The sequence below is a fragment of the Corynebacterium atrinae genome, from assembly GCF_030408455.1.
Taxonomy (GTDB): domain Bacteria; phylum Actinomycetota; class Actinomycetes; order Mycobacteriales; family Mycobacteriaceae; genus Corynebacterium; species Corynebacterium atrinae.
The window spans coordinates 103,094-120,242 of the sequence record NZ_CP046977.1 but is presented as its reverse complement, the minus strand read 5'-3'; the positions used below and the strand labels follow the sequence as shown (position 1 = coordinate 120,242).

General features: G+C 64.9%; 20 protein-coding genes. 13 read left to right on the top strand and 7 right to left on the bottom strand.

The window, feature by feature from the left end; genetic code table 11:
* The first annotated feature begins 9 nt into the window (after positions 1-9).
* Genes CATRI_RS00645 through CATRI_RS00635 form a run of 3 tightly spaced genes read left to right on the top strand, consistent with a single transcriptional unit; the run spans position 10 to position 1,808 of the window.
* The gene (locus CATRI_RS00645; RefSeq protein WP_290218719.1) at positions 10-1,074 is read left to right on the top strand and encodes an AbrB family transcriptional regulator; all 1,065 of its coding nucleotides are present in this window, start codon (positions 10-12) and stop codon (positions 1,072-1,074) included.
* A gap of 1 nt (position 1,075) precedes the next feature.
* Positions 1,076-1,408: a pirin family protein gene (locus CATRI_RS00640; RefSeq protein ID WP_290218716.1), complete on the top strand. Its 333-nt coding sequence runs from the start codon at positions 1,076-1,078 to the stop codon at positions 1,406-1,408.
* A gap of 28 nt (positions 1,409-1,436) precedes the next feature.
* Positions 1,437-1,808, top strand: a complete 372-nt coding sequence (locus tag CATRI_RS00635) for a pirin family protein (protein WP_290218714.1) — start codon at positions 1,437-1,439, stop codon at positions 1,806-1,808.
* Positions 1,809-1,810: 2 nt separating this feature from the next.
* Here CATRI_RS00635 and CATRI_RS00630 read toward each other — a convergent pair whose 3' ends face one another.
* The 3 genes from CATRI_RS00630 to CATRI_RS00620 are packed head-to-tail and all read right to left on the bottom strand — an operon-like array spanning position 1,811 to position 4,443.
* Positions 1,811-2,140, bottom strand: a complete 330-nt coding sequence (locus tag CATRI_RS00630; RefSeq protein WP_290218712.1) for a YciI family protein — start codon at positions 2,138-2,140, stop codon at positions 1,811-1,813.
* Positions 2,141-2,161: 21 nt separating this feature from the next.
* Entirely contained in the window at positions 2,162-3,841 is a 1,680-nt protein-coding gene (locus CATRI_RS00625) for a DUF885 domain-containing protein (protein WP_290218709.1), read from the bottom strand.
* Between the two features lie 26 nt (positions 3,842-3,867).
* On the bottom strand, positions 3,868-4,443 hold the full coding sequence (locus tag CATRI_RS00620) for an LOG family protein (RefSeq protein WP_290218707.1): 576 nt from the start codon (positions 4,441-4,443) through the stop codon (positions 3,868-3,870).
* 26 nt (positions 4,444-4,469) lie between these two features.
* Between CATRI_RS00620 and CATRI_RS00615 the strand changes: the two genes are divergently transcribed.
* The 5 genes from CATRI_RS00615 (at position 4,470) to panC (ending at position 9,275) form a co-directional block, all read left to right on the top strand.
* Complete coding sequence (locus CATRI_RS00615; RefSeq protein WP_290218704.1) at positions 4,470-5,228, top strand: NAD-dependent deacylase; 759 nt, start codon at positions 4,470-4,472, stop codon at positions 5,226-5,228.
* 11 nt (positions 5,229-5,239) lie between these two features.
* The gene (locus CATRI_RS00610) at positions 5,240-6,520 is read left to right on the top strand and encodes an MFS transporter (RefSeq protein WP_290218702.1); all 1,281 of its coding nucleotides are present in this window, start codon (positions 5,240-5,242) and stop codon (positions 6,518-6,520) included.
* A gap of 61 nt (positions 6,521-6,581) precedes the next feature.
* Positions 6,582-7,646: an ROK family protein gene (locus CATRI_RS00605; RefSeq protein ID WP_290218700.1), complete on the top strand. Its 1,065-nt coding sequence runs from the start codon at positions 6,582-6,584 to the stop codon at positions 7,644-7,646.
* Between the two features lie 22 nt (positions 7,647-7,668).
* The gene (gene panB, locus CATRI_RS00600) at positions 7,669-8,466 is read left to right on the top strand and encodes a 3-methyl-2-oxobutanoate hydroxymethyltransferase (protein WP_290218698.1); all 798 of its coding nucleotides are present in this window, start codon (positions 7,669-7,671) and stop codon (positions 8,464-8,466) included.
* Entirely contained in the window at positions 8,466-9,275 is an 810-nt protein-coding gene (gene panC / locus CATRI_RS00595) for a pantoate--beta-alanine ligase (RefSeq protein ID WP_290218695.1), read from the top strand. The genes panB and panC overlap by 1 nt, the downstream gene beginning before the upstream one ends.
* Here the strand turns inward: panC and CATRI_RS00590 are convergent.
* A complete protein-coding gene (locus CATRI_RS00590) occupies positions 9,272-9,778 on the bottom strand; it encodes a gamma carbonic anhydrase family protein (RefSeq protein ID WP_435384171.1) in 507 nt (168 codons plus the stop codon). The genes panC and CATRI_RS00590 overlap by 4 nt on opposite strands.
* Complete coding sequence (locus tag CATRI_RS00585) at positions 9,775-10,356, bottom strand: HAD-IA family hydrolase (RefSeq protein ID WP_290218692.1); 582 nt, start codon at positions 10,354-10,356, stop codon at positions 9,775-9,777. Before CATRI_RS00585 ends, CATRI_RS00590 begins: the two co-directional genes overlap by 4 nt.
* A gap of 32 nt (positions 10,357-10,388) precedes the next feature.
* On the opposite strand from CATRI_RS00585, the gene CATRI_RS00580 reads away from it, so the two are divergent.
* Both CATRI_RS00580 and CATRI_RS00575 read left to right on the top strand, forming a co-directional pair.
* Positions 10,389-10,937 (top strand): DNA-3-methyladenine glycosylase, encoded by a 549-nt coding sequence (locus CATRI_RS00580; RefSeq protein WP_290218688.1) that lies wholly within the window; start codon positions 10,389-10,391, stop codon positions 10,935-10,937.
* 9 nt (positions 10,938-10,946) lie between these two features.
* On the top strand, positions 10,947-11,453 hold the full coding sequence (locus CATRI_RS00575; RefSeq protein ID WP_290218685.1) for a GNAT family N-acetyltransferase: 507 nt from the start codon (positions 10,947-10,949) through the stop codon (positions 11,451-11,453).
* On the opposite strand, the gene CATRI_RS00570 is transcribed toward CATRI_RS00575, so the two are convergent.
* Positions 11,450-11,995, bottom strand: a complete 546-nt coding sequence (locus CATRI_RS00570; RefSeq protein WP_290218683.1) for a hypothetical protein — start codon at positions 11,993-11,995, stop codon at positions 11,450-11,452. The genes CATRI_RS00575 and CATRI_RS00570 overlap by 4 nt on opposite strands.
* The gene (locus CATRI_RS00565; protein WP_290218681.1) at positions 11,988-12,653 is read right to left on the bottom strand and encodes a DUF1801 domain-containing protein; all 666 of its coding nucleotides are present in this window, start codon (positions 12,651-12,653) and stop codon (positions 11,988-11,990) included. Before CATRI_RS00565 ends, CATRI_RS00570 begins: the two co-directional genes overlap by 8 nt.
* Positions 12,654-12,793: 140 nt before the next feature.
* Between CATRI_RS00565 and CATRI_RS00560 the strand changes: the two genes are divergently transcribed.
* The 3 genes from CATRI_RS00560 to CATRI_RS00550 all read left to right on the top strand — a co-directional run bounded on the left by CATRI_RS00560 (position 12,794) and on the right by CATRI_RS00550 (position 17,138).
* Complete coding sequence (locus CATRI_RS00560) at positions 12,794-14,152, top strand: dicarboxylate/amino acid:cation symporter (RefSeq protein ID WP_290218678.1); 1,359 nt, start codon at positions 12,794-12,796, stop codon at positions 14,150-14,152.
* A 24-nt stretch (positions 14,153-14,176) separates the two neighbouring features.
* Positions 14,177-15,256, top strand: coding sequence for an App1 family protein phosphatidate phosphatase (locus CATRI_RS00555; protein ID WP_290218674.1), 1,080 nt, complete (start codon positions 14,177-14,179; stop codon positions 15,254-15,256).
* A gap of 1,012 nt (positions 15,257-16,268) precedes the next feature.
* On the top strand, positions 16,269-17,138 hold the full coding sequence (locus tag CATRI_RS00550; protein ID WP_290218672.1) for a Fic family protein: 870 nt from the start codon (positions 16,269-16,271) through the stop codon (positions 17,136-17,138).
* Positions 17,139-17,149: the final 11 nt, after the last annotated feature.

Here is a 17,149-nt window from a genome sequence, read left to right as displayed (position 1 = left end):
TGCATTGGCATGAACACGGTAGTAGCGCGCTGGCTTATCGTTGCTCCTTGTTCCGTTGCCCTGGGCACTCTCTTCGCGTTGTGGAACGTCCCCGCGGCGTGGATCCTGGCGGCGATCATCGTGTCCGGGACGATGGCACTGGTCAGCGGGGAGGAGCTGCCGCTCAACGATGGCATCTACCGCTTCGGCCGCGGCATTATCGGCATGCTGGCCGCCCTGCCCCTGCTCGGAGTGCCGCTTGGTGTGCTCGGCGGCTACCTGCTTCCGGGGCTACTGGTCTCGATCGTGACGTTGGGGATCGGCATCGGCGGCGGGGTGTTGTTGGCCTCGCGAGAACGTACCGTCAGCCCCGAGACGGGCATCCTCTCCATGCTCGCCGGTGGGGCCTCAATCATGCCGGTCCTAGCGCGGGAGGTGGGCGCTGATTTCCGCTTCGTCTCCCTCGCCCAGTATCTCCGACTGCTCGTCGTGTCTATTTCATTGCCACTGATCACGGCGCTGTTCTCCGCCCCCTCCTCCGGGTCCGCAGCGTCGGCTAGCGACCAGGTCTGGTTCATGATGATCGCTATCACCGTCATCGCTTTGTTCGGAGAGAAAATCGGCGCGCTCGTCCGGCTCCCGGTGCCCAGCGTTCTCGGGCCGCTGTTGATCACGGTGGGCGTATCGCTCCTACTTCCCGACGGCCTCACCCTCGTTCCCCCGGACCTGTTCCGCATCATCGCCTTCCTCGCGATCGGCTGGATGTGCGGCGGCGCGCTTTCCCTGCCCGCTCTGAAAGCCTTCGGTCGCCAGCTGCCCGCCACAGTGACCTTCATCGTTGTCATCATCGGCGCCTGCGCGCTCACCGCGTGGCCGCTGACCCACTGGTTGGATATCTCCTACTTCGAGGCTTACCTCGCCACCAGCCCGGGCGCGCTGGAGACGGTCCTCGCCTTGTCCAGCGAAGGTGGGGCCGGGCCGGTCGTTGTGGCCGTTCAGCTCATCCGTTTGCTTGCCGTCTTGCTCATCGCAGGCTGGCTGCCGCAGTTGATTCGGTTGATCACGCGGAGACGCGGCAAGGACGAAGGTAAATGACATGTCAACAACTACCGTCATTCGTTCCGCCGACCGGGACCATTGGCGCGACCATGCCATCCTCTCTCGGCAGTCATTTCCCGCCACCGGCAATTTCGACCTCGCGGCCAATTCCTTCGGCCTGCTCATGGTGTTCAATGACGATGTCGTAGCTCCCGGCGAAGGCTTCAGCATGCATCAACACGACAATATCGAGATCGTCAGCTGGATCGCCGAGGGAGCACTCCGGCACCGCGACTCCGGCGCTCCCGACACCACAGTCCTGCCGGCGGGCTCGGCGCAACTGATCTCCGCAGGTTCCGGGGTGAGCCGCTCAGAAGTTAACGCCAGTTAACGCCGCCGGTTACACCAGCCGGGAAAACGTGCGCGTAGTCCAGAGCTGGCTAGCCACCAACGAACTCGATACCACCCCTTTCCACGCCACCTACGACGCTAATGCGGACCTGGCCAGTGGAGAACTCATCCAGATTGCCGGGGCCGATTCTCCCCTGCCCATCAGGGCACGGCAGGCGGCCCTGTGGGCGGGGCGCCCCCGCGCAGGCAGCACCGTTACCATTCCCCAGGCACGCTACCTGCACGTCTACGTGGTCTCCGGGGCGATCACCCTCAATGGGCACCAATTGACAGAAGGCGACGCTGCCCGCCTCACCGACTCACCAGAGACAAAAGCCACTACTAAGGAAAACAGCGAGATCCTCGTTTGGGCGATGGACCGCGCCATCAACCCCGCGTAGACCTACATCTCGAGTTGGCGCACCTCGATGGCCTGCCCACAGGCAGCGGCGGCACGTTGGGCAACTTCCGCGGCCTCATCTTGCGAGGGGACGTCGACGATCCAGAAGCCACCAAGCTGGCGGCCCGAGACGGACGAGGGGACACGGGAACCATCGCCCAAGACCATGAGGGCGGTCTCCGGCGGCTGCAACGCGTTGACGTACACGAGGATGCCGGCCTTCTCGATGTCAGCGTTGAACGCGCTGACCGCCGCGAAGGCGGCCTGCATGTCCTCGTCGGACTGGTAGGCGGGTGCTCCGTCGTGGTGCACCGAAAGCATGAACTGGGTCATACCCAGCCATGCTAGTGCACGTTAATCCAGAACCTGTTCCCGGAGGATCGACATCGGGATCGATCCCAGCGACAGGGCGCGGCGGTGGAACTCTGCCACCGATTGCCCCTGGGCTACGGCCTCGTCGCGGGTCTGTTCCCACAGGCGCTGGCCCAGGGCGTAGGAGGGTGCCTGGCCGGGCCAGCCTAGGTAACGGTTGAGCTCGAAGCGAAGGTTAGCCCCGTCCATGGCGGAGTTTTCCCGCAGGAATGCCTTGGCGTAGGTGGCATCCCAGACCATGGAACCTTCGGGGACGCGCTTGCCCAGATGGACGCCGATGTCGAGGACGACGCGCGCGGCGCGGAGACGCTGGGCGTCGAGAAGCCCCATGCGCGTGCCGGGATCATCGTGGTAGCCCAACTCCGCCATGAGCTGCTCGGAGTACAGCGCCCAACCCTCGCCATGGCCGGAGTTCCAGCAGGCGACGCGGCGCCACAGGTTGAGCCGAGACCGCTCGACGAGAGTCTGGCCGATCTGGAGGTGGTGGCCGGGGACTCCTTCGTGGAAGACCGTGGTCAATTCCTGCCAGGTGTGGAAGGTGTCTTGACCGGCGGGGACGGACCACCACATGCGGCCCGGGCGGGAGAAGTCATCGGACGGCGGGGTGTAGAAGATGCCGCCGGTGCCGGCCGGGTCGATGGCGCATTCGATGGTGCGGACGGGCTCGGGGATGTCGAAGGCGCTGCCGTGGAGGTCGGTGACGGCCTGGTCGGCGGTCTTCTGCATCCAGGAGACGAGCTCGTCGACGCCGTGGAGGGTGTAGCGCAGGTCATCGTTAAGCTGGCGGAACGCCTGGCGCACGTCGGAGGTTTGGTAGAGCTCGCGGGCGATGGCCTGCTGCTCGGCGTCGATCTCCCGCAGGCGCTCCAGGCCCCAGGTGTAGGCCTCATCGAGGTCGACGGTATCGCCGACGAAGAGGTGGGAGAAGCGCGCGTAGCGTTCGCGGCCGACGGCGTCCTCGCGGGGGGCGTGGGGGGCCAGGTTCTCCGATAGCCAGTCGGCCATCTCGGCGAAGGCCTGCTTGGCGCTGGCGACCTCGGCCGAATCGGCAGCAACACCCAGGTTGTCCAGCAACGAGCTGGAATCTGCCAGGTCCTGGCACTGGGAGTAGACCTCGTCGATCTGGCGGACGGGGGCGACGTGGCCGTGGCTGGCAGCCTCGGAAAGGGACTCACGGTAACCGGCCAGGGCAGCGGAGACCTTGGACAGGCGGGAACGGATCGCGTCGATCTGCTCCGGGGTGTCCTGGGGCATAAGCGTCAGCGTGTCGCGGATGGCCTGGACCGGGGAGGCGATGTTGTTCAGCTGCGCCAGGTCCTCGCCGTGGTGGTGCAGGTCCACATCGAGGCAGAGGCGATCGCGCAGGACCGCGGCGGTGACGTAGTCAATCTCGTCGAAATCATCGTCGTCGTCGCACGCATCGGTGCCGTCATCGAAGGCATCGATGTCGGCGATCATCTCGCGGGTTCGGTCGGCGATAGCGTCCCAGTATGACGGGGAGAAGTCCTGCAGTTCGCCGTCGTAGCCGGGGATGCCCCAGGCGGTAGCTTCGGTGGGCGACAGGGCGGCTAGGTCGTGGACAAACGCCTCGCAGGAGGCATCGAGCAGTGACGGTGAGCGCTCGTCGTTAAACGGCGAGGTCTCGAGGGTCTCGGAACTCATGACAGGCCAGTGTAGCGGTGACGGGCTTATTCGTCCCATTTTCCGCCGGGTGGCTCCCAGCTGGCGAAGGCAGCGAGGATCTCACCTGGCTCTTCGGCCACGATGAGCGCCTCAAGATACTTAGGCAAGAGGAAGCCTTCCTCGACGGCCCGCTGCAGCATGGCAATCAGGGGATCCCAGAATCCCTCGACGTTGCACAGGGCAACGGGGCCGGTGATGGTTCCAAGCTGCTGCATCGTGAGGACTTCGAAGACTTCCTCCAACGTGCCGGCACCGCCGGGCAGAGCGACGAAGGCGTCGGCAAGCTCCTCCATCCGCGACTTGCGCTGAGCCATCGTGTCCACGACTTCCAGCTGCGTGACCCCAGGGTGGGAGAGTTCAAGGTCGACGAGTTGGCGCGGGATGACCCCGGTCACCGCCCCCTGCTTATCGACGACCGCGTCCGCCACCTCCCCCATCAGGCCCACCGCTCCGCCGCCGTAGACCAACCGCCACCCGCGCTCGGCGAGCGCGGCCCCCATCTCCCGCGCCGCCTGAGTATAAGAAGGACGGGCCCCGTGGGAAGAGCCACAATAGACAGCCACGGCAGTAACGGACACCATGCGTCGAATTCTATAGCGTGGAAGACATGGACGTATTCCCCCAAGCCTTTGACCTGGCACGGGCAGCCCGGCGCATCGAGGTCTTCACCGGTGCCGGGATGTCGGCTGAGTCCGGGTTGCATACCTTCCGCGACGCCCAAACCGGCCTGTGGAGCAAGGTCGATCCCATCGCGATGGCCTCGATCGATTCCTGGGAACGCGACCCAGAACCCATGTGGGCCTGGTACCTGTGGCGGGCGCAGCGCTGCCGGGCAGTGGAACCCAATGCGGGACACCGCGCGATTGCCGAATGGGCGGACGTGGCGGAGGTATCAGTGACCACCCAGAACATCGATGACCTCCACGAGCGCGGCGGTTCGGCGGACGTCACCCACCTGCATGGCTCGCTCTTCGACTTCCGCTGCTCCCATTGTTCCCGCCCTTTCAACGGCGAAGTGGGCTACCCGGCTGAGCCCATCGTGCGCCTCACTCCCCCGAACTGCGAGTTCTGCGGCGGCCTCATCCGACCCGGGGTGGTCTGGTTCGGGGAGATGCTGCCCCAGCGAGCGTGGCGAGACGCGGAAGGGAGGATGCAGTCGGCGGATCTCGTGGTCATCGTCGGCACTTCCGGGGTGGTGCAACCGGCCGCGTCGCTGCCGCTCATCGCCCGCGAGATGGGGACGCCGGTGCTGGAGATCTCTCCCCAGGAAACTGAGCTGACCCGCTATGCCGATGTCTCCTGGCGCACCACAGCCGCTTTCGGGCTTCCAGAGCTGGTCACCGGGTTGCAACTAGACCGGGGCTAACATGACCTCCCGTGAGCATCCGTGACCTCCTAGCCGATACCCGCCCACTGCAGGTGCCTGCTTATCGGCGCCTGTGGACCGCGAACATCGCCACGACGATCGGCGCTCAACTAACGGTGGTGGCGGTGCCCGCGCAGATCTACCTGCTCACCGGTTCCAGCGCTTACGTCGGGCTGACGGGTTTGTTCGGCCTCGTTCCCCTGGTCATCTTTGGCCTCTACGGCGGGTCAATCGCGGATAGTTTGGATAAGCGCAAGGTCCTCATTGCCACGACGACTGGCATGATCCTCACGGCGATCATGTTCTGGGGATTGACCCTCGCGGGCAGCACCAACGTCTGGTGGCTGCTGGCGACATTCTCCCTGCAGCAAGCGTTTTTCGCGGTGAATCAACCGACGCGCACGGCCGTCAACCGGACGATTCTGCCGCTGGACCATCTTCCAGCCGGGGCAAGCCTCAACATGATGCTCATGCAGGCCGGGGCGATCATTGGGCCGTTGCTCGCGGGCGCGCTCATCCCCTTCATCGGTTTCTCCTGGTTATATTTCCTCGACGCCCTGCTGTTGCTGCCCACGTTGGGGGCGGTCCTGGCCCTGCCATCGCTGCCGCCGAAGGGGGAGGCCGGGCGGGCCGGGGTGAATTCGGTCCTCGATGGGCTGCGCTACCTGCGTCGCCAGCCGATCCTCCTGATGGCCATGCTGCTCGATCTCATTGCCATGATCTTTGGCATGCCGCGGGCGCTGTATCCCGAGATCGCCGCCGTTAACTTCGGCGAGCGGGAACCGGGTCTCATGCTCGCGCTCCTCTATTCCTCTATGGCGGCCGGTGCGGTGCTCGGGGGCTTGGTGTCGGGGTGGATTTCCCGGGTGGTGCGCCAGGGGTGGGCGGTCTTCGTCTGCGTCATCGTGTGGGGCGTGGCCATCATGGGCGCTGGCCTGGGCGTCATGCTCAGTCCCGGCGCGGTGAGCATCTACGCCTGGTTGGTGGTGTTCATGCTGGTGCTGGGCGGGGCGGCGGACATGTTCTCTGCGGCGTTGCGCACGGCCATCTTGCAGCAGTCGGCGGCGGAGCATGTGCAGGGGCGCATCCAGGGGGTGTACATCATCATCGTCGTCGGCGGGCCTCGGCTGGCCGATGTCCTACACGGGTGGGCGGCGGTCCCCTGGGGCGTGGGGCTGACCACCCTGGTGGGTGGCGCTCTGGTCATCGTCGGTACGGCGGTTTGCGCACTGTTCGTTCCGTCTTTTGTGAAGTACCGCAAGCCCTTCCCCCGAACCACCAAAACAGACTAAGTGGTCTAGATTATAGCAGTTGGATTAGACGGCATGGTCTAATTGGATGTAGGATGCCAACATGACCACTGCAGGCACCGTCTTCTCACGTCCGCGCACCCCCGCGGCCAAGTGCCTCCATCACATCCGCCTCCACCACATTGTCACCCGGAGCGAACTGGTCGAGGCCACCGGACTGTCCCAGCCCACGATCACCCGCGCGGTCGCTTCGCTTATCGACGCCGGGCTGGTCCATCAACGCACCGACCTCACCCACTCCCAGGGTCGCGGTCGCCCCACCATTCCGCTGGAGCTGGCCCCCAGCGGGTGGCTGCACGCGGGCATTTCGGTAGGCACCTCGACCACCTACATCGGGCTTTTTGATACCCGTGGGCGCACGATCCGCGACGCGGATGTGCCGACGCCGGTCGCGCGACTGTCGGAAAGCGACTTCATCGAGCACGTCATGGCCGGACTCAACCGCCTCACCGCGGGCCTGGACCGGCCGCTGGTCTCGGTGGGCGTGACCACATCCGGGCACGTCAGCCGCGATGGCATCGTCGACGCCCCCAACCTGGGGTGGCAGGGCGTCGACTTCGCGGGCCGCCTGCGCTACCAATTCTCCGTCCCCGTCGTCGTCTCCGCCGCTGTCCCCGCGATCCTCGGCTCCGAAGTGCAATCCACCGAGCTGCCCATTAATCCCTCCCCCACCCTGGCGTTATTCGCCGACGACTCGCTTGGGGCGGCCGTGGCCAACGACGCGGGCGTCTCGCAGCTCAACCTGCCCGCCGCCAGCGCCGCTTTGTCCACCGCTGGGGTGCTCAAGGGCAAGTATCCCTCCCTGACCGCGGCCGTGAACAACCCTGCCGCGCGCCCGCTGCTCGATGCCCGCGCCCGCCAACTCGGCGAGCTCACCGCCGAACTCGCCCGGGAGCACCGCCCCTCCACCATTGTTGTCGCTGGTAGCGCGTTTATCGACGACCCGGCCGCCCCGAAGCTCTTCGCCAGCGCCGCCCGCGCCGCGCTCGGCGATAACGACATCGAGCTGCGCATGATCCCGACCCACCGCGAGATCGTCCGCGCCATCGCCCGAGCCGTCGCCCTGGATCAGCTGCTCCGTGAGCCATTGGGCATGGTCACCGTGTAAATCCCGTCTATACTCATGAGCCATGTCTGCACGGATGCGCACGCGCCACTTTGCCCAGGCCAAGGCCGAGGGCCGCAAGATTTCTTGCCTGACCAGTTATGACGCCCTCACGGCCACCATCTTCGACGAGGCTGGTATCGACCTCCTCCTCGTCGGTGATTCCGCCGCCAACGTTGTCTTGGGCCAGCCTTCGACGCTGTCGATCACTACCGATGAGCTGATCACCATGTCCCGCGCCGTCGCCGGAGCCACCCAGCGCGCCTTCGTCGTCGCCGACCTGCCCTTCGGCAGCTACGAGGCCGGCCCCGCCCAGGCGCTGGCGACCGCCGTGCGCTTCATGAAGGAAACCGGCGTCCACGGCGTCAAGCTCGAAGGCGGCGTCGAGGTGGCCCCCACCATCCGCACGCTGGTCGACGCCGGCATCCCCGTCGTCGGCCACATCGGCTACACACCGCAGTCCGAACACGCCCTCGGCGGGCACGTCGTCCAAGGCCGCGGGGACAGCGCCCAACGAGTGCTTGCCGACGCCCGCGCCGTCCAGGAAGCCGGCGCCTTCGCCGTCGTCCTGGAAATGGTCCCCGCCGCCGTCGCTGCGGAGGTCACCTCCCAGCTGGACATCGTCACCATCGGCATCGGCGCCGGACCTGACTGCGACGGCCAGATCCTCGTGTGGACCGACGCCTTCGGCCTCGGCCGCGGCAAGACACCAAAGTTCGTCCGCTCCTACGCCGACCTGGGTGGGCTGCTTCTCGACGCCGCCCGCGCCTATCGCACGGATGTCGAAAGCTCTTCCTTCCCCTCCGAGGCGGAGTCCTTCTAATGCAGGTGCTGCGCACCATCTCCGAACTGCGCTCCTTCACTCCCGCCGGGGAGGTCGGCCTAGTGCCCACCATGGGCGCCCTGCATCACGGCCACGGCGAATTGGTCCGCCGCGCGCGCTCAGAAAACGACACGGTCGTGGTGAGCATCTTCGTCAACCCACTGCAGTTCACTGACCTTGGCGATTGCGCCGACTACCGCGACTACCCACGTGACCTCACCTCTGATGTCGCCTTCCTCAGCGCCTTGGGGGTTGATGCCGTCTTCGCCCCCAGCGTGGAGGAGATGTACCCGGGCGGGCTCCCGGAGATCTGGGTCCGCACCGGCGACATGGGCTCCCGCCTCGAGGGTGCCTCCCGACCCGGGCACTTCGACGGCGTGGCCACCGTGGTGACCAAGCTCTTCCTCCTCGTGCGACCCCAGCGCGCCTATTTCGGGGAGAAGGATGCCCAGCAACTGGCCATCATCCAGCGCCTCGTTGCCGACCTCAACCTCGACGTGGCCATCCGGCCTGTCCCCATCATCCGCGGCACTGACGGCCTCGCCGAATCGAGCCGCAACCAGCACCTCACTCCGGTCACGCGGGCGCAGGCTCTCGCTTTGCCGCGGGCATTGGACGCCCTGAGCGCCGGGGCTCCGCTGGCGCAGGTCCGTGCGGATCTCGCCGACGCCGAGGGCGTGGAGCTCGACCACCTCGAGGTCGTCGATCCCGCGACCCTCCTGCCCGTGGACACCCCCAGCCCCGGTGACCTAGCCGTGGCGGCGATCTATGTGGGTGGGACCAGGCTCATCGACAACCGACGGCTCTAAATCTCGGCGTGCCGCTTCGCCAGATCGACGTAGCGCCCGGCGTGGGGAATGAAGCTGGCGGATTGCTCCTCGCTGAGCTCGCGGCGCACCTTTGCCGGTACCCCAGCGGCCAGGGAGCGATCCGGGATCTCCTGGCCCTCCAGCACCACCGCCCCGGCCGCAATGAGCGCGCCCTTTCCCACGACCGAACCCGAGAGCAGCGCCGACTTCATCCCGACGAGGGTGCCATTACCCACTGTCGTGCCGTGAACCAGCGCCATGTGCCCGACCGTGACGTCGTCGCCCAGCGTGCAGGGCGCATCCGCGTCGACATGCAACACCGAGTTGTCCTGGATGTTCGTTCGTGCGCCAATCCGAATCTTGTTGACGTCCCCGCGCAGGACGGCGCCATAAAACACGGAGGAGTCGGGGCCGATCTCCACATCACCGATGACAACGGCCGTGGGTGCCACCCAGGCGCTGGGGTGAATCTGGGGGGTCTTTCCTTCAAATTCGAGGATCACGGGAGAACCTTTCGGACGGATTCGGTGCCGGTAAACAGCAGGGCTTTGAGCCCAGATTCGTTCGCGGCAGCCACGTTAATAGGATCAGCATCAAAGTAGAGAACTTCCTTCGGTGCAACATTCAATGCCGCCGCCGCGACGGCGAAGGCTCGGGGGTCCGGCTTGGCCACCCCGATATCACAGGACAAGGTGACCGCATCGAAGCTATCGATCCATGTGTGCTCGGCCCGGACCTGCTTCGCCAGCCCCGCCGGAATGTTGGTGAGGATGCCGAGCCTGACGCGGGCGTCGAAAAGCTCTTTCACCAGGGCGACCATTTCCGGATCCGCCGCGGACGTGGACTCCCAGTCCGCGGCAATCGCTTCGGCGATGTCGATGGTCTCCAACCCGGCGCGGATTTGGAGCTGGCGCCAGAAGCGCTCGTCGCTGACATCGCCGACGTTGTAGGCAGGGCGTAGCTCATCGTAGATCGGCCACATGTTTTCATCTGCGCCGATGGCGCGCTCGACGCGACGGCGACCGGCGTCCGTGCGTTCTTTGAGCAACACGCCGAAGAGATCAAACAGCAGTGCAGTCATGGCCCCACTCTACGGAAATACACTCAAGCCCCATGATCGACTTCTCCGCACCAGCCGACGTCGTCGCCCCGCAGTTGCTCGGCGCGACAATCCACATCCACGGTGTCGGCGTGCGACTTACGGAGGTGGAGGCCTACCTGGGCAGCGAGGACGAAGCCGCCCACACCTATCGTGGCCAGACCCCACGCAACGCCGCGATGTTTGGGCCGCCCGGGCGCCTCTACGTCTACCTTTCCTACGGCATCCACCGGGCCGGCAACCTCGTGTGCGCACCGGTTGGCACCGGCCAGGGCTGTTTACTGCGGGCCGGGGAGGTGACCAGCGGCGTGTCACTGGCGCAGGAGCGGCGCGGCGAGGTGCCCTTCCACCGGCTGGCGCAAGGGCCCGGAAATCTCGGCCGCGCCCTGGGCTTGAACTTGAGCGATAACGGCGCCCAGCCGGAGATCACGGAGTCTCCGGAAGAGGTGGAATGGGTGCGCGGACCCCGCATCGGGATCACCAAAAACACCGACGCCCCGCTGCGCTTCTGGATCCCCGGCCACGCAACCGTCTCGGGACGGCGCCACCGACCACCCGCGTAAGATGCAGCCATGGACACCTTCACCATTCGACAGGAGACGGAGGCGGACATCTCGGCCATCCGGGATCTCACCCTCCGCGCGTTCAGGGATGTGCCGTACTCCGAGCAAAAAGAGTCCGACATCGTCGACATGCTTCGCGACACCGACGCCTTAACTCTCTCCCTCATCGCCGTCAAAGGTGCCTCCGTCGTCGGCCACATCGCCGCCTCCCCAGTCCGCGTCGAGGATGGACGCGAGAAATGGTTCGGCATCGGCCCGATCAGCGTCGACCCCGATCGCCAAGGCGCAGGAATCGGCTCCGAACTCATGGCGCGAGCGCTGGAAGAACTCCGTGGGATCGATGCCGGTGGTGCCGTCGTACTCGGCGATCCCACCTTCTACCAGCGCTTCGGCTTCGACCGCTACGAAGAACTCACCTTCCCCGGCGTGGACCAATCCTACTTCCTGGCCATCCCGCTGAGCGATGCCGCCGTCCCCCTCGGCACCGTCACCTACCACCAGGCGTTCTACCTTTAAGGCTCGAGCACTACCTCGCGCCGCTCGTAGACGTATCGGCGCTTTTCTCCCTCCTGATACACCCGCCCTGCCGAACGCGGCACCAGCGTGCCCGCCGGCCCCGCCTGCATCACCACCTCGACGTTAACCGGCGAGGCACAATGAATGAGCAGCTCCTGCCCATTGCCGAGCGTGAAACGAATGCCGCTGTCCCGCCACCATTCCCATTCCTTCTCCCCCGCCGGCATACCAATCTGAGTGATGCCGTCCTGGACCCGCGCGATGGCAGTGATCTGGCCTTCCAGCTCGTACTCATCCCCACCAGGACTGCTCTGCGTTGGCGGGCTCACCCGCAACACGGACTCAACCCGTTCCCCTGCCGCGAAATCGATGACCGTCTCCACGTACTCGAGCTGGACGTACCCCAGCTCCGTGCGCACCCACGCCCCGAAAGCCCCGACGCCTTCATCCACCTCCAGGTCCGTGCCGTACCCGTGCACCTGCGTGCCGACGAGCCCGCGAAGCACCGCTAGGCTATCCCCATCAAGGTAAGTGCTAGTCATGGTTGCTTTCCTTCCAGGCATGCCTCACAAGTTCCTCCAGGATCCCGAGGTCGACGTCCTCCGGCTTATTCACATACACGCACGACACGGCCGTGGCATGCTTACCCAGCTTCCCCAACAACTCCTCCGAGCGCGGATGCCCCTGCAAGCCGTACAAGGAGAGCTTGGCCTTGCGGGGGCTAAAGCCGATCTGGAAAGTATCGCCCTCGCGCCCGGTCGCGTAGCGATAATGCGCCTGCCCATAACCAATCATGCTGGGACCCCACATGACCGCCTCCGCGCCATCGGTGGCCCGGGCGAAAAGCTCCAGGAGCAGGTGCCCATCCTTGACCCGGCGAGGCGAGTCGAGGCCGTCGACGAAGTCGATCGGGCTGACCGCCGTCGGGTGAGTCTTGATGTCCTTGGCCGACGTGCCAGTGTGCCCACGGGTGACGATGGTGCTGGTCGCCGGGGACGCGGGGGCGTCGATAAGCGAAAGCCCTTGGGAGATAAGTGCTGCCTGGAGGCGCTCCAGCCCGCGGGCACCGACGCCGTGGAGTGCTAACAGGTCCGGGTAGGAGATTCCGTGGAGAGATTCGAGATCGGGGTACCCCGCATCCTGAAGGGCGCGGCGGGCCGGGGCACCGACTCCAGGAACCTGGTCGTAGGGTGTGCTCATACCCTTCGAGTGTATCGACGCCTTTCCCGACCCGTAATAGACAGATTGGTATTTTTATGCCAGACTGTCCAGTCTTGACAAAGGTCAGACCACGGGCAGATAATGCCTATTAACTAGAAAATTTTCCATAAGGAGCTCGAATGTCCACCAGCACTACCCGTCGGCTGCCGGCCTGGTCCACCGGTTTCGGCGCCCAGGTCATCGCTGGCCTGATTGTCGGCCTCATCCTCGGACTGGTCGCCCGGTCCATGGACGCCGGACTGCCCGACGGCGAGCACGGCTGGCTGTCCGACATCCTCACCTGGGGCGGCAACACCTACGTCCAGCTGCTCAAACTCATGATCCCGCCGCTCATCTTCGCCGCCGTGGTCACCTCCGTGGCCAATCTGCGGAAGGTTACTAATGCCGCGAAGCTGGCCGTCTCCACCCTCGTGTGGTTCGCCATCACGGCGTTCTTCTCCGTGCTTGCTGGCATCGGCGTCGGCCTCATCATGCAGCCCGGCTCCAACACCGGCGTCGACGCCTCCGCCGCCGCCGAACCCACCACCCAGGGCTCCTGGCTCGGCTTCATCAACTCCGTCGTGCCCTCCAACATCCTGGGCCTGGGCGCCTCGGCCAACGACAGCGGCTTCGCACTGAACTTCAACGTGCTGCAGCTCCTGGTCATCTCCCTGGCCATCGGTATCGCCGCTGTCAAAGCTGGCAAGGCTGCGGAGCCGTTCCTTGGCTTCACCGAGTCCTTCCTCAAGGTTGTGCAGATCATCCTTTGGTGGATCATCCGCCTCGCCCCGATCGGCACCGCCGCACTCATTGGTAAGGCCGTGTCCACCTACGGCTGGGAAGCACTGGGCTCCCTGGGCACATTTGTGCTGGCGATCTACGTTGGCCTGGCGATCGTCATCGGCGTCATCTACCCCATCGTGCTCAAGCTCAACGGCCTGCCCGTCCTCGGCTTCTTCCGCCGCGTATGGCCCGTGACCTCGCTCGGCTTTGTCACTCGCTCCTCCATGGGCGTCATGCCGGTCAACCAGCGGATCGTCGAAGAGCGCATGGGCGTGCCCCGCGAATACGCCTCCTTCGCCATCCCGCTGGGCGCCACCTCGAAGATGGACGGCTGCGCCGCCGTCTACCCGGCCGTCGCCGCTATCTTCGTCGCCCAGTTCTACGGCATCGAGATGGGCATCACTGAATACCTGCTCATCATCATCGTCTCCGTCCTCGGCTCCGCCGCCACCGCCGGCACCACCGGCGCGACCGTCATGCTCACCCTCGTACTCTCGACCCTGGGCCTGCCGCTGGCCGGTGTCGGTCTGCTCCTGGCCACCGAGCCGATCATCGACATGGGCCGCACCGCCGTCAACGTGACGGGCCAGGCGCTGGTTGCCGCGGTCGTCGCCAAGCGAGCTGGCATCCTCGACGAAGAGACCTGGGACGCCGGGGAAGAGGGCACCCTCGCCTCCCTCGACGCCGACTCCGAGGAAGCCGCAGTTCGCGCCTAAGACCGCTCAGCTAATGTTGGGCCAATGGGACTGGCTGACATTGCGCGCAAGGTAGAACGCACCATCAACCGAGTGGGAACGCGCCAATCGACGAAAGCCGGTTGGCGCCCCACCATCACCGACTTCGCCGGCTACGGATCCCCCACCCGCGTCCACGTCCTCGGACGGGTGCTCATGCAAAACCCGGCCGCAACCGTCGAAGACGACGAGCCTATCCTTCCCCCAACTGCCCACCGCCCGCCCCGCAACCTCAAAGACCTCCGCGAGGAAGCCGGGCGCGGCTGGCGGCAGTTTTTTACGATTCAGGTCGGTTACCAACCTGTCACCGTGCGCATCGGCTCAGTAGAGGTTCACTCCCGCACCAACGACAACGGCTACATCGACGTCCTCATCCAAAACCACGGCCTCGAACCCGGCTGGCACACCGTCACCATCGACGCCGAAGGAGCGGAACCCGTTCAGGCCCGGGTGCTTATTGTCGCCCCCACCGCCCGGATCGGACTCATCTCCGACATCGACGACACCGTCATGGTCACCTGGCTCCCCCGTGCCCTCCTCGCCGCCTGGAACTCCTGGGTCCGACACACCAACACCCGCAAACCCGTCCCCGGCATGGCCGCGTTCTACCGCGAACTGCTAGCCAACCACCCCGACGCCCCCGTCTTCTACCTCTCCACCGGCGCCTGGAACACCTACGGCACCCTCGAGTCCTTCCTCGTCAAACACGGCCTCCCCGTCGGCCCCATGCTCCTCACCGACTGGGGACCCACCCCCACCGGACTCTTCCGCTCTGGCCAAGAACACAAAAAAGTCCAACTCCGGAACCTCATCATCGAATACCCCCACATCCAATGGATCCTCGTCGGCGATGACGGCCAACACGACCCCCTCATCTACGGGAACGCCGTCTTCGAACACCCCGACCGCATCGCCGGAGTAGCCATCCGCCAACTCACCCCCAGCGAACACGTCCTCTCCCACGGCACCGCCGTCCCCTTCGACGACACCCTCACCACCCACACCAGCTCCGTCCCCACCATCTACGGCGCCGACGGCTACGAACTGCTGGAACGCTATCGGGAGCACCCGTTCCCTGCGGTTTAGTCGGGGTGTGGCCGGGTTCGGTCTAGTTTTGGTCTGGCTTTGGCCTGTGTGAGATCACGCTGTCGAAGGGGCTCGGTTTTGGAGCTTTGGGGCAGGTGAAAGGACACTCTTTGATTGGGTGAAATCACACTTCGGTGGGGCGAGCAATTGCTTGGGAGTAGGAGTCGCTTCGTGCGAGGTTTCGCGTATTTCATTTACGTAATTGCTGCTCAGGCTAGGTTTTTTGTGCGCAGCTGCGCACAGTGAGCGGTGTGATGGCCTAGGTGCGGACAGGGCACGTTGACAGCCACACTGACAAAGACTGGGAAAATCGGCGCGAGCTTGTAACAGTGTGACAGCTGGATCCTATCGTCGCGCGCCATCTTTGGGATGGCCATGAGCCAAGACTACAGCGCAGGTCAGGCTAGGATTTTTGTGCGCAGCTGCGCACTTTCGAGGCACACCGAGAATGACAGTAGGATCGCGAACCGCAGTGGGAAACTAGGCCGCAATGCGTACGAACACCCTTCTGGAAGAAGCACATGGGATCAAGTACGCAAGGGGATTTATGCCTTCCCCGCACCGCAGAGTCCAACAATGAGATTGGTAGCGCCGTGAAAACATACTTAAAGAGACCCACAGAGATTGTTTAACCACCGATCCATTCGCCAGGTAGGCCATGAGGAATGGATATGGCGCTATCATGACCCCACGAGCCCCTGGCCGCATGTTTCCTCTTAGGCCTCCCCTGGTCGTCTCGTTCGGCGCTTTCCGCACGCGCCCGTGCGAAACAGCCGACAACCTACCCTTCCGCGCTTGCCCTCCATATCGGCGAGGCCGTGCCCTTCCTCAGCACAGAGCTACTTGCGAAGGTCGATCAGGCCACTATCGCCATTTCTCGTTCCGACGCCACCCAAGCGGCAACCGGGCTCCCTTCACCCCCTTATTGCTACGAGGCGAATCGGTTGCATCCTCCCGCATCGAACAACTGACATCCTCCGCTCGCTGCATTTTGGAGGCGGAACTCCTTGGTGTGGTTGGAACCAGCAACGCCGCACTCATTGTCACCGCCACCGCTCAGATAGACGCGGCGATCGCCAGCGACAGTCTCCCCAACGAGTCGCGAATTTTAGACAAGCACGGCCTACTTCTCCGCGACAGCCAACCACAGATTGCGGGACGCTACCTCGAAGAACCCGTGTGGATCGGGGGAAGTGACCTGCACCCTGTCGATTCGATGTACACCGCCCCGCATCAACGCCACCTCCCCTCACTGATGGCCGACCTCGACGTGTGGATGCAGCGTTCAAACGTGCCCGCACTCGTCCATGCCGCGATTGCCCACGCCCAGTTTGAGACAATCCATCCCTTCGTCGACGGCAACGGTCGCACCGGCCGTGCCCTTATTCACACAGTACTGCGGCATCGCGGACTTACCGTCAACGGCACGCTCCCCCTATCGGCAGGCATTCTCCGCAGCCCCGGTTCTTACTTCGACGCGCTGACTAGCTACCGCGCCGGTGACATCGCGCCGATCGTGCAGTTGGTCGCCGAAGCAGCACTGCGGGCCACAAAACTGGGCGCCTGGCTAGGCAAGGAGATCGCCGACGTCCGCGCCTCCTGGGAGCACCAGGTCACAGCCCGGCACGATGCTACTGACTGGCGCATCCTCGATGTGCTCATCAGACAACCGCTTATCGACGCCCCCCCCCCCCGCCTCGCCGCCGAGCTATCCGTCACCCCTGCCAACACGCGCAAGGCCCTGGAGCGGCTGGAGGCCGACGGCGTCGTCCTCAGCGCACAGGTGGCCAAGAACCGCCACGCCTGGCAGGCCCCAGACATCCTCGATCTTCTGGACGAGTTCGCGGAGAAGGCAGATCGCCGGGAGACCCCTGCGGGTTGATGCTGTCTCAC